Source organism: Citrobacter sp. RHBSTW-00599 (assembly GCF_013784065.1).
Lineage (GTDB): Bacteria > Pseudomonadota > Gammaproteobacteria > Enterobacterales > Enterobacteriaceae > Citrobacter > Citrobacter braakii.
Genome location: NZ_CP056717.1, coordinates 4,659,138 through 4,674,613 on the forward strand (window position 1 = coordinate 4,659,138; position 15,476 = coordinate 4,674,613).

10 protein-coding genes are annotated in these 15,476 nt (G+C 51.5%); 7 read left to right on the forward strand and 3 right to left on the reverse strand.

Annotated features, from left to right (window positions below; all coding sequences use genetic code 11):
• The first annotated feature begins 103 nt into the window (after positions 1-103).
• The 6 genes from adiA (at position 104) to pmrB (ending at position 8,452) form a co-directional block, all read left to right on the forward strand.
• Positions 104-2,371 (forward strand): arginine decarboxylase, encoded by a 2,268-nt coding sequence (gene adiA, locus HV243_RS22615; protein WP_095715480.1) that lies wholly within the window; start codon positions 104-106, stop codon positions 2,369-2,371.
• Positions 2,372-2,686: 315 nt separating this feature from the next.
• Positions 2,687-3,448, forward strand: a complete 762-nt coding sequence (locus HV243_RS22620; RefSeq protein WP_053389818.1) for an AraC family transcriptional regulator — start codon at positions 2,687-2,689, stop codon at positions 3,446-3,448.
• A gap of 127 nt (positions 3,449-3,575) precedes the next feature.
• The gene (adiC, locus tag HV243_RS22625) at positions 3,576-4,913 is read left to right on the forward strand and encodes an arginine/agmatine antiporter (RefSeq protein ID WP_016155410.1); all 1,338 of its coding nucleotides are present in this window, start codon (positions 3,576-3,578) and stop codon (positions 4,911-4,913) included.
• 145 nt (positions 4,914-5,058) lie between these two features.
• Entirely contained in the window at positions 5,059-6,696 is a 1,638-nt protein-coding gene (gene eptA, locus HV243_RS22630; protein WP_053389817.1) for a phosphoethanolamine transferase EptA, read from the forward strand.
• A 4-nt stretch (positions 6,697-6,700) separates the two neighbouring features.
• On the forward strand, positions 6,701-7,369 hold the full coding sequence (gene pmrA / locus HV243_RS22635; RefSeq protein ID WP_016155408.1) for a two-component system response regulator PmrA: 669 nt from the start codon (positions 6,701-6,703) through the stop codon (positions 7,367-7,369).
• Positions 7,370-8,452 carry a two-component system sensor histidine kinase PmrB gene (gene pmrB / locus HV243_RS22640; RefSeq protein WP_016155484.1) on the forward strand — a complete coding sequence of 361 codons (1,083 nt, stop codon included), beginning with the start codon at positions 7,370-7,372 and terminating at the stop codon, positions 8,450-8,452.
• 165 nt (positions 8,453-8,617) lie between these two features.
• Here the strand turns inward: pmrB and proP are convergent, their stop codons facing one another.
• Positions 8,618-10,120, reverse strand: a complete 1,503-nt coding sequence (gene proP / locus HV243_RS22650; RefSeq protein ID WP_016155405.1) for a glycine betaine/L-proline transporter ProP — start codon at positions 10,118-10,120, stop codon at positions 8,618-8,620.
• A gap of 699 nt (positions 10,121-10,819) precedes the next feature.
• On the opposite strand from proP, the gene kdgT reads away from it, so the two are divergent.
• A complete protein-coding gene (gene kdgT, locus HV243_RS22655) occupies positions 10,820-11,818 on the forward strand; it encodes a 2-keto-3-deoxygluconate transporter (RefSeq protein ID WP_016155482.1) in 999 nt (332 codons plus the stop codon).
• 30 nt (positions 11,819-11,848) lie between these two features.
• Here kdgT and HV243_RS22660 read toward each other — a convergent pair whose 3' ends face one another.
• Both HV243_RS22660 and crfC read right to left on the reverse strand, forming a co-directional pair.
• Entirely contained in the window at positions 11,849-12,742 is an 894-nt protein-coding gene (locus tag HV243_RS22660; RefSeq protein WP_016155403.1) for a diguanylate cyclase regulator RdcB family protein, read from the reverse strand.
• The gene (gene crfC, locus HV243_RS22665; protein WP_053389816.1) at positions 12,739-15,096 is read right to left on the reverse strand and encodes a clamp-binding protein CrfC; all 2,358 of its coding nucleotides are present in this window, start codon (positions 15,094-15,096) and stop codon (positions 12,739-12,741) included. The genes HV243_RS22660 and crfC overlap by 4 nt, the downstream gene beginning before the upstream one ends.
• Positions 15,097-15,476 lie beyond the last annotated feature (380 nt).

Consider the following 15,476-nt stretch of genomic DNA (forward strand, 5'->3'; position numbering starts at 1 on the left):
GCTTTACAGCCCATTTTGTCAGGATAATACTTGCCTGCGTCACATTCATACGGTGTGTCTGCAATCCATAAATTGCAACCTTTCCACAACCGGGTAAAAGATGATGAAAGTATTAATTGTTGAAAGTGAGTTTCTGCATCAGGACACCTGGGTCGGTAGCGCTGTCGAACGTCTGGCTGACGCATTAAGCCGCCAAAATGTTACCGTCATTAAGTCCACCTCATTCGACGATGGTTACGCAATCCTCGCCGCTAATGAAGCCATTGATTGCCTGATGTTCAGCTATCAAATGGAACAACAAGACGAGCACCTGAACGTCAGGCAATTGATCGGCAAGCTCCACGAGCGCCAGCAAAACGTTCCCGTTTTCCTGCTGGGCGATCGCGAAAAAGCCACCGCATCGCTGGATCGCGACCTGCTGGAGCTTGTCGATGAATTCGCCTGGATTATGGAAGATACCGCAGACTTTATCGCCGGACGTGCCGTTGCGGCGATGACCCGTTACCGCCAGCAGCTTCTGCCGCCACTGTTCAGCGCGCTGATGAAATACGGCGACATCCATGAATACTCCTGGGCGGCGCCTGGTCACCAGGGCGGTGTCGGATTTACCAAAACGCCGGCGGGTCGTTTTTATCATGATTACTACGGTGAAAACTTATTCCGTAGCGACATGGGTATTGAACGCGCATCGCTCGGCTCACTGCTGGATCATACCGGCGCATTTGGCGAGAGCGAAAAATATGCCGCCCGCGTGTTTGGCGCTGACCGATCCTGGTCCGTAGTGGTCGGGACTTCCGGCTCTAACCGCACCATCATGCAGGCTTGTATGACCGACAACGACGTCGTGGTGCTGGATCGTAACTGCCACAAATCTATCGAGCAGGGGTTGATCCTCACCGGCGCAAAACCGGTGTACATGGTGCCAAGTCGCAACCGGTACGGCATTATCGGCCCTATCTACCCGCAAGAAATGCAACCTGAAACATTGCAGAAAAAAATCAGCGAAAGCCCGCTGACCAAGGGCAAGGCCGGGCAAAAACCGTCTTACAGCGTTGTGACCAACTGTACTTATGACGGTGTTTGCTACAACGCCAAAGAGGCCCAGGACCTGCTCGCGCAAACCAGCGATCGCATCCACTTCGATGAGGCCTGGTACGGCTATGCCCGCTTTAACCCAATTTATGCCGATCACTACGCTATGCGTGGCGCGCCGGGCGATCATAACGGTCCTACCGTTTTTGCGACCCACTCGACCCACAAACTGCTGAACGCGCTCTCTCAGGCGTCTTACATTCACGTCCGTGAAGGTCGTGGGGCCGTGAACTTCTCCCGCTTTAACCAGGCGTACATGATGCACGCCACCACCTCTCCGCTGTATGCCATCTGCGCATCAAACGACGTGGCGGTCTCCATGATGGACGGCAACAGCGGTCTGTCGCTCACCCAGGAAGTGATCGACGAAGCGGTCGATTTCCGTCAGGCCATGGCGCGTTTGTACAAAGAATTTTCCGCCGAAGGCGACTGGTTCTTCAAACCGTGGAACAAAGAAGTGGTGACTGACCCGCAGACCGGCAAAACCTATGACTTTGCCGATGCGCCAACCCAGCTCCTGACCACTGACCAGAACTGCTGGGTGATGCGTCCGGGTGAAACCTGGCACGGGTTTAAAGACCTGCCGGATAACTGGAGCATGCTGGACCCAATCAAAGTCAGTATTCTGGCACCGGGGATGGGCGATGATGGCGAACTGGAAGAGAGCGGCGTACCGGCAGCGCTGGTCACCGCCTGGCTTGGCCGCCACGGTATCGTGCCGACCCGTACCACCGATTTCCAGATTATGTTCCTGTTCTCAATGGGGATTACCCGTGGGAAATGGGGCACGCTGATCAATACCCTGTGCTCATTCAAACACCATTACGATGCCAATACACCGCTGGCGCAGGTGATGCCAGAACTGGTTGAGGAACATCCTGACACTTACGCCAACATGGGCATTCACGATCTGGGCGACACCATGTTTGCCTGGCTGAAAGAGAACAACCCTGGCAGCCGACTCAACGCGGCCTACTCTGGCCTGCCCGTTGCTGAAATCACCCCGCGTGAAGCCTATAACGCGATAGTCAGCGATAACGTTGAGATGGTGGCCATTGAAAATCTGCCGGGTCGTATAGCTGCGAATTCCGTGATTCCTTACCCACCGGGAATTCCAATGCTGCTGTCCGGGGAAAACTTTGGCGACGCCAATAGCCCGCAGATTAGTTATCTACGTTCGTTGCAGTCCTGGGACCACCACTTCCCTGGATTTGAACATGAAACCGAAGGAACGGAAATTATTGACGGTGTATATCACGTCATGTGCGTGAAAGCATAATGTCATTTTATAGATAGTCCGATTTTTAAGGTAGACATGTCATGCTTGAGTAATTCCTGAGTATTGCTGCAAAACAATAACATTGTCATACCTTTTTGCGCGGGACCACCCCGCGCTTTTTTTATACGCAAATATCACGTTTCCACTTGCGTAAAAAAAAGTGTACATAAGAAAATTCCCACCAAACATTGTAATTAATTTCAGACACGTTATTTTAATGCGGTCCTGGATTCATCATACAATTTCAATTTAGCCGATATGGTTCATCTGATGGTGAGCTACGGTGTTTTATGTTCATATTCCTGGAGTTTGGGTATGAGGGTTTGCAGCAGAGCAGCTTGTGTTGTTGTATTAACGGAGAAGGATGTTTGGTTAAGGATTAACGGTAAAGAAGCCATCAGCTTAAAAGCTAATCATATGGCGCTGGCAGCATGCGATAATAATATTATCGATTTCTCATCACTTAATAACGCACTGGTCGTACATATCAGCCGTGATATCATTAAAGACTATCTACGTTTTTTAAATAAAGACCTTTCACAGATCCCACTCTGGCAACGCAGTGCCAACCCAGTGATGACCGCCGTCTGTCTGACGCCGGATGTCTTCCGGGTGGCTGCCCAATATAGCGTAATGGACACAATGGACGAAGGTGAAAGTGTGCGCACGCGCTCGCTACTGTTCACGGTGTTATCACGCTTTCTCGGCAGCAAAAAGTTTATTTCTCTGCTCATGCATATACTACGCAGTCGTATCAGCGACAGCGTTTATCACATTATTGAGAGCGATATACATAAAGACTGGAATTTAAGCATGGTTGCCAGTTGCTTATGCCTGAGCCCCAGTTTGTTAAAGAAAAAGCTCAAAAGTGAAAATACAAGTTATAGCCAAATAATAACCACGTGTCGCATGCGTTATGCCGTCAATCAATTATTGATGGATGGCAAAAACATTTCCCAGGTCTCTCAACTGTGCGGATATAACAGTACCTCGTACTTTATTTCCGTATTCAAAGAGTTCTATGGGATGACGCCTCTGCATTATGTCAGTCAACATAGGGAGCCATCCGCTGCCTGATTTTTAATCAGTTAGCGATAAGCCATAATAATATCAGCATTAGCGATACCCCCAGTCCGCCATCATAAAATAGTCTTCTGAAGAGGTATGATAAGACGTCATTTATCCTTATCAGGAGTTACTAAATATGTCGACGGATGCTGATGCTCACAAAGTGGGCTTAATCCCCGTCACCCTTATGGTGTCGGGGAATATTATGGGTTCCGGTGTATTCCTGCTACCCGCAAACCTTGCGTCAACTGGCGGGATTGCAATCTACGGATGGTTGGTCACTATTATCGGTGCTTTGGCGCTGTCGATGGTGTACGCGAAAATGTCGTCCTTAGACTCCAGTCCCGGTGGTTCTTACGCTTATGCCCGCCGCTGTTTCGGTCCTTTTTTGGGCTACCAGACCAACGTCCTGTACTGGCTGGCTTGCTGGATTGGTAACATCGCCATGGTGGTTATTGGCGTCGGTTACCTGAGCTACTTCTTCCCCATCTTAAAAGATCCGCTGGTCCTGACGCTGACCTGCGTCGTGGTACTGTGGATCTTCGTGTTGCTGAACATTGTCGGACCAAAAATGATCACCCGTGTACAGGCCGTCGCAACGGTACTGGCGCTGGTGCCAATTGTCGGTATTGCCGTCTTCGGCTGGTTCTGGTTCCGGGGTGAAACCTATATGGCGGCATGGAACGTCAGCGGTATGAACACCTTCGGTGCGATTCAAAGCACTCTGAACGTAACCTTGTGGTCATTTATCGGCGTGGAAAGCGCCTCCGTCGCGGCAGGTGTGGTTAAAAATCCCAAACGTAACGTGCCTATCGCCACCATGGGCGGCGTGCTGATTGCCGCCGTTTGCTATGTGCTCTCCACCACGGCGATTATGGGTATGATCCCTAACGCGGCGCTGCGTGTTTCAGCCTCCCCGTTCGGTGATGCCGCGCGCATGGCGCTGGGAGACACCGCTGGGGCGATTGTCTCCTTCTGTGCCGCGGCCGGGTGCCTTGGTTCCTTGGGCGGCTGGACGCTGCTTGCCGGGCAAACCGCCAAAGCGGCAGCCGATGACGGCCTGTTCCCACCGATTTTTGCCCGCGTTAACAAAGCCGGTACGCCGGTAGCCGGGTTAATTATCGTCGGCGTTCTGATGACCATCTTCCAGTTCAGCAGCATGTCGCCAAACGCTGCGAAAGAGTTTGGTCTGGTCTCTTCGGTCTCCGTTATCTTCACGCTGGTGCCGTATCTGTACACCTGCGCCGCGCTGCTGCTGCTCGGCCATGGTCACTTTGGTAAAGCGCGTCCGATGTACTTACTGGTGACCTTTATCGCTTTTGTTTACTGCATTTGGGCCGTTGTCGGTTCCGGTGCCAAAGAGGTGATGTGGTCATTCGTCACACTGATGATCATCACCGCGCTGTATGCACTGAACTACAATCGGATCCATAAAAACCCATATCCATTGGATGCCCCGGTAAACAATAACTAACGCAAACAGTCGTCGTTGCCCGATGGCGTAAGTTCATCGGGCCAACGCCGCCCCCCGCGATTCCTGAAATCAACATTAAGAACTTAAGGTTGGCTTAATTTTACTTTGAGAGGATTTGTAGCACTTAGTCGATGGAACCCCCTTAATGTTAAAGCACCTGTTTAAAAGACCCACTCTCGGGCTAATCAGCTGGCTTCTCCTGATCTCATTTTATCTTGCGACTTTCCTGAACATTGCGTTCTATAAACAAGTGCTGCAAGAACTGCCCCTGGATTCCGTGCGCAACCTGCTGGTGTTTTTGTCGATGCCGGTCGTCGCTTTCAGCGTCATGAACATTGTGCTGACGCTGGCCTCATTCCTGTGGCTTAATCGCCTGGTGGCCTGCGTTTTCATTCTGGTTGGCGCATCGGCCCAATATTTCATCATGACCTACGGCATCATCATTGACCGCTCGATGATCGCCAATATGATGGACACCACACCCGCCGAAACCTTTGCTTTGCTGACGCCGCAAATGCTCATCACGCTCGGAGTAAGCGGCATTCTCGCCGCGCTCATTGCCTGCTGGATAAGAATCAAACCGATCTCCCCGGCCATGCGCAGCGTACTGTTCCGTGGCGCGAATATTCTGATCTCCGCGCTGCTGATCGTGCTGGTCGCCGCGTTCTTCTACAAAGATTACGCCTCACTGTTTCGCAACAATAAAGAACTGGTGAAATCCCTCAGCCCATCCAACAGCATTGTGGCGACCTCTTCCTGGTATTCACACCAGAGGCTGGCCCACCTGCCGCTGGTACGCATTGGTGAAGACGCCCATCGCAATCCGTTGATGGTGAAAGAAAAGCGTAAGAACCTGACGATTGTGGTGCTCGGCGAGACCTCACGCGGCGATAACTTCTCGCTATCAGGCTATTCGCGCCAGACCAACCCGTTGCTGGAAAAAGATGATGTGGTCTATTTCCCCCGCACCACATCCTGCGGAACGGCAACGGCAGTATCTGTCCCCTGCATGTTCTCGGGTATGCCACGCGCGCACTACGATGAAGAACTGGCGCAGCATCAGGAAGGCGTGCTCGACATTATTCAGCGGGCGGGAATTAACGTTCTGTGGAACGATAACGACGGCGGCTGCAAAGGGGCATGTGACCGGGTACCGCACCAGAATATGACTAAGCTGAACCTGCCAGGGCAGTGTATTGACGGGGAATGCTACGATGACGTGCTGTTCCACGGGCTGGAAGAGTACATTAATAACCTGCAAGGCGACGGCGTGATTGTGCTGCACACCATCGGCAGCCACGGTCCGACCTATTACAACCGCTATCCTGCGCAGTTCAAGAAATTTACGCCAACCTGTGACACCAACGAAATCCAGACTTGTTCACAGCAACAGTTGGTCAATACCTATGACAACACCATTCTTTACGTCGACTATATTGTTGATAAAGCAATCAATATACTGAAAGAGCATCAGGATAATTTCACCACCAGCCTGGTCTACCTTTCCGATCACGGTGAATCCTTAGGGGAAAATGGCATCTATTTACACGGCCTGCCATATTCGATTGCGCCAGATACGCAAAAACATGTGCCGATGCTGCTGTGGCTCTCAGAAGATTATCAGCAACGCTATCAAGTCTCTCAGACATGTTTGCAAAAACGGGCAGGCTCAGAGGACTTCTCACAGGATAATCTCTTCTCAACCCTGCTGGGATTAACAGGCGTGCAAACACAGAAATATCAGGCAGCAGATGATATTCTGCAACCCTGCCGGGGAGGCTAAACGAATGAAAATTCTGATTGTTGAAGACGATACGTTGTTATTACAGGGACTGATACTCGCCGCGCAAACAGAAGGCTATGCCTGCGACGGCGTATCAACGGCCCGTGCCGCGGAGCAGTGTCTGGAGACCGGGCATTACAGTCTGGTGGTTCTGGACCTGGGCTTACCGGATGAAGACGGCCTGCACTTCCTGAACCGCATCAGACAGAAAAAATACACCGTGCCGGTGCTTATCCTCACCGCCCGCGATACGGTGAAAGACCGGGTCAGCGGGCTAGACGTTGGCGCCGATGACTATCTGGTCAAACCGTTCGCACTGGAAGAACTGCATGCCCGCATCCGGGCGCTGCTGCGTCGTCATAACAATCAGGGTGAAAGTGAACTCATTGTCAGTAACCTGACGCTGAATATCGGTCGTCGCCAGGTGTGGATGGATGGACAAGAAGTTATCTTAACGCCGAAAGAATACGCACTCCTGTCGCGCCTGATGCTTAAAGCGGGCAGCCCGGTACACCGGGAGATCCTGTATAACGACATCTACAGCTGGGATAACGAACCGTCGACCAATACGCTGGAAGTGCACATTCACAACCTGCGGGACAAAGTGGGTAAATCACGTATCCGCACAGTCAGGGGATTTGGCTATATGCTGGTTGCCACTGAGGAAAGCTAAGTGAAGCTACTGCAATATCTAAAAAAACCGCTCCCGCTGCGTCATCGCCTGATGCTGACCATCGGTCTTATTCTGCTGGTCTTCCAGTTGATTAGCACCTTCTGGTTGTGGCACGAAAGCACCGAACAAATACAGCTATTTGAGCAGGCGTTACGCGAAAATCGTAACAACGATCGCCACATCCTGCATGAAATCCGCGAGGCCATCGCCAGCCTGATCGTCCCCGGTATCTTTATGGTCAGCCTGACGCTGCTGATTTGCTACCAGGCAGTACGACGTATTACTCGCCCGCTGGCGGATCTGCAAAAAGAGTTAGAAACGCGGGCAGCCGATAACCTTGCTCCGATTGAAGTTCACAGTTCAACCGTTGAGATCCAGGCGGTCGTCTCAGCGCTCAACGAGCTGGTGACGCGGCTGACGAGCACCATTGAAAACGAACGCTTATTTACCGCCGATGTCGCCCACGAACTGCGCACCCCACTGTCAGGCGTTCGCCTGCATCTGGAATTACTGTCCAAAACCCATAAGGTCGACGTTTCACCGTTAATTGCCCGCCTTGACCAAATGATGGACAGCGTGTCGCAACTGCTGCAACTCGCCCGCGTTGGACAGTCGTTCTCGGCCGGGAGCTACCAGCATGTCAAACTGCTGGAGGACGTGATTTTGCCCTCCTACGATGAACTCAGCACCATGCTGGACCAGCGTCAGCAGACGCTGCTCCTACCGCAAAGCACGGCGGACGTTGTCGTACGTGGCGATGCGACGCTATTACGAATGCTGCTGCGAAATCTGGTGGAGAACGCGCATCGTTACAGCCCGGAAGGCACCCATATTACGATTAGCCTGAATACAGAGCATGATGCCGTTATCGCCGTCGAAGATGAAGGCCCTGGCATTGATGAGAGTAAATGCGGGGAGCTGAGTAAAGCGTTTGTGCGTATGGACAGCCGTTTTGGCGGGATTGGGCTGGGGCTGAGCATTGTCAGTCGTATCACCCAATTACATCACGGGCATTTCTATTTGCAAAATCGTCAGGGAACCACCGGCACTCGCGCTTGGGTGGAATTAGAGAAAGGTCAGTAAGAACTCACCCAAACGTACAAAAAGCTGCTAACGATCAGCACGCTGCACACGGTGGTCAAACTTTCATAAATGCGGTTTTTCATGACACTCTCCTCCGATACTCTGGAGGAGAGTTTGCCTGACACAGATTAAGCCAACCTTAAGTGGATATGATAAATCACATGATTACTCATCAATCCGCGGATGCTGCTGCACCAGGCGCGTACGCTTAAGCTGCAGCTCAGCAATTTCCTGATCGATATCTTCGATTTTATGCTCAATATTATCGTAGTGCTCGCCGAGGAGCTCTTTCGCTTCATGAATATCCGAAGCGGCAGGCGTAGCCCCCTTCAGCGGCTGATTAGCCGTCTCTTTCATGGTCACGCCGGTAATTAAACCTATCACCGCAATCACCATCAGATAATAAGCAGGCATCATCAGATTCTGCGAGCTTTCCACCAGCCATGCGGCCAACGTCGGTGTCAGACCGGCGACCAATACCGAGATATTAAACGCTGCGGCCAGGGCACTGTAGCGAATATGCGTCGGGAACATCGCTGGTAACGTTGACGCCATCACCCCGGTAAAGCAGTTGAGGATCACCGCCAGCATCAGCAACCCGGCGAAAATCAGGCCGATGACGTTACTGTTAATCAGAATAAATGCCGGAATAGCCAGCACAAACAGCGCAATACTGCCCATAATCACAAACGGACGGCGCCCGAAGCGGTCGCTGAGCAGACCCATCACCGGCTGCACAAACAGCATACCAATCATGATGGCGATAATAATCAGCACGCCGTGGTCTTCAGAGTAATGCAGGTTATGCGACAGGTAGCTCGGCATATAGGTGAGCAGCATGTAGTAGGTGACGTTGGTGGCAATCACCAGACCAATACATGCCAGCAGGCTGCGCCAGTGCCTGGTCGCAATCTCTTTAAACGACACCTTCGGACCGTCCTGCAGTCCCTGACGATCGCCCTGCTCCAGTTTATCCACGTGCTGCTGGAACGCCGGAGTCTCTTCCAGTGCATGACGCAGGTACAGGCCAATAAGCCCTAACGGTAGCGCCAGGAAGAACGGAATACGCCAGCCCCACTCAAGGAAGTTTTCTTCGCCGACGATAGTTGAGATCAGGACTACCACGCCCGCACCCAGCACAAACCCGGCAATCGAGCCGAAGTCCAGCCAGCTGCCCATAAATCCGCGCTTACGGTCTGGCGAGTACTCTGCGACAAAAATCGACGCCCCGGTATACTCTCCGCCGACTGAGAACCCCTGCGCCATTTTACACAGCAACAGCAGAATCGGCGCCCAGATACCAATCGAGGCATACGAGGGAATGAGACCGATACAGAAGGTACTTATCGACATAATCACAATGGTGATAGCGAGGATCTTCTGACGACCGTATTTATCGCCAAGCATACCGAAGAACAATCCGCCAAGCGGTCGAATCAGAAAGGGAACAGAGAAGGTGGCAAGTGCAGCAACCATCTGTACGCTGGGGTCAGCCCCCGGGAAGAACACTTTACCTAATGCGTAAGCAACAAACCCATAAACACCAAAATCAAACCACTCCATCGCATTACCTAACGACGCCGCGGTAATGGCTTTTCGCAGTTTACCGTCATCAATGATGGTAACGTCGCGCAGCGTAATTGGTTTTATTTTTTTCCTTTTTAGCATACTCGTCCTCATAGACTTAGCCCTGTCACGCTACAGATCGAGTCCCTCAACGCCCCTGCGTCAAGGTCATCACCGAGCGGGGAATGCACAGACGCATTCCCTGTAACAAGCGTAGCAGGTTTACTTACACTGACGAGAAACGAGCAGTACAACCGAACCTGTTGACGCCTGATTGGGCGGTTAATGACCTCTTTACCCTAACAGTGTTTAAATTTGTGATCAACTTCACATATAGATTTCCATTTCGTCAACATGCGTAAATCAGGTCATTCTTAGTCAACTTTTTTACATGTAATGCTTGCGATTTTCTGGCAATTAAATACAAGAATAAATCGCTTTGTTGCACCAACAATCACAACAGTCACTATTATTCTGCTAGGCAAAAACCCACCTAATCTCTTCACAAAAAGATCACAGCTTTTTTAATTATCAGAGCACTCAGGAACTTTTGCTCGGAATATGTGATGAAGATAACTAAAACATCGTTTTATTTTGATTGAATCAATGTTCCCATGAATGCAAACTAATTCCAGACGCAATATCCCTGGGAGCAGCAACACGCTCAACGTATGCCGCGTTAGATTTTATAAAACAAAGAGATAGCTGTTTTCTTTGTTAAGAAACATCAGTAACTACTTGAATTTATTAATTTTTACTTCCTTGCGCGTGTATTACCTGCGACAAGAGATGAGGACGCTTATGAAAATTAAAGCCACGATTGAACGCATCCCTGGCGGAATGATGTTGATTCCTCTGTTATTAGGCGCAGTGTTAAATACGTTAGCTCCGGATACCGGCGCGTATTTCGGTTCGTTTACCAAAGGAATGATCAGCGGAACGGTGCCGATTCTGGCGGTGTGGTTTTTTTGTATCGGTGCATCTATTGATTTACGAGCAACCGGCACGGTATTACGCAAATCCGGCACACTGGTATTAACTAAAATAGCCGTAGCATGGGTAGTGGCAATGATTGCTGCTTCATTTATTCCTGATACCGGTATTCAAACCGGGTTCTTTGCCGGTCTTTCGGTACTGGCGATTGTTTCAGCGATGGACATGACCAACGGCGGTTTGTACGCCAGCCTGATGAACCAATACGGAACCAAAGAAGAGTCTGGCGCATTTGTGTTGATGTCTCTGGAATCCGGTCCGTTAATGACCATGGTGATCCTCGGCTCCGCGGGTCTGGCTTCCTTCGAACCACACCATTTTGTCGGCGCGGTATTACCGTTCCTGATTGGTTTTGCGTTGGGTAACCTGGATCACGATCTGCGTTCCTTCTTCAGCAAAGCCACGCCGGTGCTGATCCCGTTCTTCGGCTTCGCGCTGGGCAACACGATTAACCTGAGCGTCATCGTTGATACGGGTCTGCTGGGCATCCTGCTGGGCGTCGCGGTTATCGTCATCACCGGTATTCCGCTGATTATTGCTGACCGCGTTATTGGTGGCGGGAACGGTACGGCAGGCGTAGCAGCCTCTTCTGCAGCAGGCGCTGCAGTGGCAAACCCGGTGATTATCGCCCAGATTAACCCGGCATTTGAACCGGTTGCCGCATCCGCTACGGCGCTGGTTGCCGCCAGCGTGATAGTCACCGCGATTCTGGTGCCGATTATCACCGCGCTGTATGCCAAACGTTTTAATAAAAACCCGGTCGTCAATGAGACGGCGGCTACCCCGGCAGACTCCCTGCACCACTAAACCTGCCTTTATCCCACTCACCGTTCCTGCTCAATTGATGAGCGGGGACGGTGCAAAAATCTCCTCAACCATCGCATCAACCAGCCGCTTCGCCGAACACAATCTCGGCATGCCCAACGCCACATTTTGCCAACGCTGCGTCACCGACCAGCTCACCGGATGACGCTGCGCATCGCACCAGTCTCCGAGCCAGCTCAACATATCGTTGTGCTCACCCGAGCCGCCAACAACCGGCGTGCTGAGCCAATGATGATAGTAATGACGCGTGGCGGGGGCCGCATTCACGCTGTCTGCCAACGCCTGAGCAGCCATCGTTCGCAGGTTGTCTTTTAGCATTGACACCACATCGGCATTTGCTAACCGGCAGGCGTCACCAAATGCTCCCCAACGCAGCTCCTCTAACGCCACAAAACAGCGTCCAGGTAACGACCAGCCGTCATACGCGCCAGCCCGCCAGCGGGTAAAAATTTGCTCGCTATGTTCGCCCGCTTGCACCGTCAGGCCGCGTTGCGTTACTGCCTTCTCTTTATAAGCGCCGCGCTGGGTAAACCAGTCAGCGAGTGAATTTATCTGCTGCAGAAGACCGGGCGTGGAGAGTCCACGCGGGTGTTCGGTTTGTTGTAAAAACATCAACCCTTCGGCGATCCGTACCAGCGCCAGATGGCCCGGATCGATCATGCCCGCCAGTTTTTCCACCAGTTTTAGACGCATCACCAGATGCTCGCTGGACACGCCTGCCAACACCCATGCTCGCAGTTGCGTCTGGGATAGCACCTCCTGCGTCAGGCGCGCACGCAGCCGCTGCTGCTGCTGCAGAAAACCGCCGGAACGTTTGGTTTCATCTCCCTGAACCAGATCGACCATAAACTTCGGGTAGACACACTCCAGCGTCCGCCCGGGGCCTTCCAGTAACACGTTAGTCATGTGTGCTCGGTTGCAAAAAGGGTATTGATATCGTCGCGCAGCAAGCGGGAATCTTCATAAAGCCATGCCGCAGTCGTAATGCGATGCTGCAGTTGTTCGTTCAAGGCATTCACCGCAGATTCATTTTGCTGGCGCAGGGTCAAACTCTCACGCAGGCTCGCCTGTAATTGCGTCAAACACAGTGAAAAATCAGCAAAAAACGTGGCCATGCCTGCCGTAACGGAAATATCGACCTGCGCAGCTAAAGCTTTACGAATTTGTTGGCAAAACTGGGTGACATAGTGCACAAGGTTCTTATGCAGTGCACCCATATCAATGAGATAACGCGTTTTTGTTTCGACGTACTCATTCCATCCCCAGTTGGGCTGATTCAACCAGCGAGAGAAGGTATCACGCACCACACCGCCAGTTGACGGCGCATTTTCCGCCGGAATATCCTGCTCAATGGCCTCGTTAAACAACTGGCGGGTGTTGAAGTTAAACATCGCCGCATGAAACGCCGGAAAACGGATCCGCGCACGAAAACCAGCGTGGTTCAGCTCCTCTTTCACCCGCTGCTCAATGGGGCGCATGGCGTCATTTAGCGCCCGGGACAGCGTCGACTCAAGCTGTTCAAAGCGCAGAGCTAAATCCCGACTGATGCTTTCCTGCGCTGCCAGCAAGACAACTTCACAGGACGAGCGCATTTTATCCAGCACGATTTTCGCCTGCCCTTCATCGTGCAACACCAGCATTTCTCCGGCCATTTCTGCCGAGGAAACGCCAGCCCCCTGGCCATGTTGTGACATCATCAGGACGTTTTCTTTGATAAAGAACGTGTTGATGCCGCACAAAATCTCAGTCTGTTGCTCATTGAGATAGGCCGCGGCAGCCTCCAGCGCCAGCTCGACCTCATGACTGACTTCATCACTCACCCGCCCCTGACTCACTTCTAACTGCTGCATATCCTCTTCAATATGCGTGATGTTCAGCCGCAGTTTTTCATAGGCAACCGTTAACCCATGGGCGCGAAACTCCAGATATTCGTGCGCGCTTTGCGCATAGTTCAATAACTTATGCGACGCTGAGCGTAGCGCATACAGCGAAGCATTGGCGTAAGCGGCATGAATCACTTTCTGGATCGGCTGCTCAAACAGCGAATCCTCCCACAACAGATCGGCTGCATGGCGGATGTGCTCCGTATCCTCAAGATCGTTGGTGCACCAGCGTCGGCCAAGCGCCGCTTCGGCAAAATCCTGTACCCAACGTTGCACCTGGTGATCCGGCAGCCGCCCGCGAGCCATCAGCTCATGACGCGCCCTGTTCGCCAGATACCCCCACATCGAAGAAACCGGATAGATTCGCTCCGGGGCAATCCCACCTTGCATCAGCGTGCCGGAAATTAATGCCCGCACCTGCTCTTCATCGTCACTGTTGCGGTCTTTCTGATCGAATTTGTTCACCAGCGCATACAGCGGCACTGACTTGCCGACCGCCATGACAGCGTGGCGCACTTCTTCATCGGAAATCGATTTCAGTTGGGTGTAATCCATCACCACCAGTACCGCAGAAGCCCGCGCCAACTGTTCATTCAGCATCTTTTGTAGATGCGGTTGCCCGGCCTCATTCGGCCCCGGCGTATCCAGCAGGGTTAATTGCCCCGGATAGCTCGCCTGACCGGCCAAATGGACAAATTCGACCTCGATTACCGGAATATGCTCAATCGCGGCATAGGCGGCAAAAGGAAAATCCACCTCCAGTGCTTTTGACAAACGCACCAGGTCATTCAGACTTTTAAGGCAATGGAAAATAGGCTGTGCGCCAAGGTAATACCGCTCAAATGCCACGCCGTTTTCAATATGCTGCAGCAGGACATTCATATCCTTATCAACTTCCAGGGTCTGCGTAAGACGCTGGCGATCGCACTCGCGCACGCGCTGCTGTAAAACCTTCATTAAGGCATCGATAGGCGTGACATGTGAAAAATGCAACACCGGCTCTTTCTGCCCCGGCGTATGGCGAATTAACGTTGGTAGCGCCGTCATGGGACGATTACGATTAGGTAAAACTTCGGTCCCTACAATCGCGTTAATCGTCGTCGATTTTCCCGCTTTCATGGTACCGACAATCGCCAGCACCATTTCCAGACGCGTAATCTTACGCAGTTCATTATTGAGCGTTGCCTGCTGGACATCCATGCCACGCGCGCTGAAATGCAGAGGCTGAACCACCTGTCTGCTATGCTCTCCTTGTTTTAGCGCGACATCATCCAACGACGTCATAGGCAATTTTTGCAATTGCCTGAGATGTTCAAGCGAGAGCATCAGCAAGCGTTCCGCTTCCTGACTTAATTCATATATTGTCTGTGTGTGCATGGAAAATTCTTCCTTAACGCAAATGGCATTACTTTTATTTAGCCCAATCGTTTTATTTATAGATTTTTTGGCTTTTATAATTACGTGTAGAAATAATTAAAATCAAAACAACCAACTGATATTATTAAAATAAATTTGGCGTATAACCGCTGGCCGGATGCCTCTCACTTATGTAATAAGTAAGAAAGATAAACAGCGTAGTTCAGTTTTAAAAAATACCCGCGTAATCCCCCTACTAAAATTAAGGGGGTCAATGATATTCAATCACAATGGCTTAGGCATCCGTAAACAACGTTACCTATGAATATCAGATATTTCGCCTCACCTTATCTTAAATACCTAAGCGTAGCAATTTCCCTTAAAAAATATTCCGCCCTACT

Bases quoted from the DNA above. Each gene is read 5' to 3' on its own strand.
- adiC (WP_016155410.1), top strand. From the start codon at position 3,576: ATGTCGACGGATGCTGATGCTCACAAAGTGGGCTTAATCCCCGTCACC.
- crfC (WP_053389816.1), bottom strand. From the start codon at position 15,096: ATGCACACACAGACAATATATGAATTAAGTCAGGAAGCGGAACGCTTG.
- kdgT (WP_016155482.1), top strand. From the start codon at position 10,820: ATGAAAATTAAAGCCACGATTGAACGCATCCCTGGCGGAATGATGTTG.
- adiA (WP_095715480.1), top strand. From the start codon at position 104: ATGAAAGTATTAATTGTTGAAAGTGAGTTTCTGCATCAGGACACCTGG.
- eptA (WP_053389817.1), top strand. From the start codon at position 5,059: ATGTTAAAGCACCTGTTTAAAAGACCCACTCTCGGGCTAATCAGCTGG.
- pmrA (WP_016155408.1), top strand. From the start codon at position 6,701: ATGAAAATTCTGATTGTTGAAGACGATACGTTGTTATTACAGGGACTG.
- HV243_RS22620 (WP_053389818.1), top strand. From the start codon at position 2,687: ATGAGGGTTTGCAGCAGAGCAGCTTGTGTTGTTGTATTAACGGAGAAG.
- HV243_RS22660 (WP_016155403.1), bottom strand. From the start codon at position 12,742: ATGACTAACGTGTTACTGGAAGGCCCCGGGCGGACGCTGGAGTGTGTC.
- proP (WP_016155405.1), bottom strand. From the start codon at position 10,120: ATGCTAAAAAGGAAAAAAATAAAACCAATTACGCTGCGCGACGTTACC.